The sequence below is a fragment of the Pseudomonas sp. PME37.24/025 genome (assembly GCF_055556615.1).
Genome location: NZ_JBVHNK010000289.1, coordinates 1 through 263 on the forward strand (window position 1 = coordinate 1; position 263 = coordinate 263).

Annotated in this window: 1 protein-coding gene; it reads left to right on the top strand. The window is 70.7% G+C overall.

Translation table 11 applies throughout. From position 1 onward, the window contains the following. Positions 1-263: RDD family protein (locus ACZ3HH_RS30420; protein ID WP_465810346.1), on the top strand; the 263-nt coding region annotated here is incomplete at both ends.

A 263-nucleotide genomic window follows, 5' to 3' on the forward strand; every position in this document is an offset into this window, starting at 1 on the left:
TCGCTGTTCCTCACCGCGCTTGTCGCGAGCGGCACGATCCCCGACAGCGCCCTCCGCATCGGCGTCATCGTGCTGATCGTCGCCGTGATGGTCGTCATCCCGACCGCCGTGGAGACGCTCACGCGCGGGCGCAGTCTCGGTCGCTGGGCGATCGGCGGCCGGATCGTCCGCCTTGACGGCGGGGCGGTGGGCTTTCGTCAGGCACTGATTCGGGCGCTCGTCGGCGTGCTCGAACTCTGGTTCACGCTCGGCGGCATCGCCGC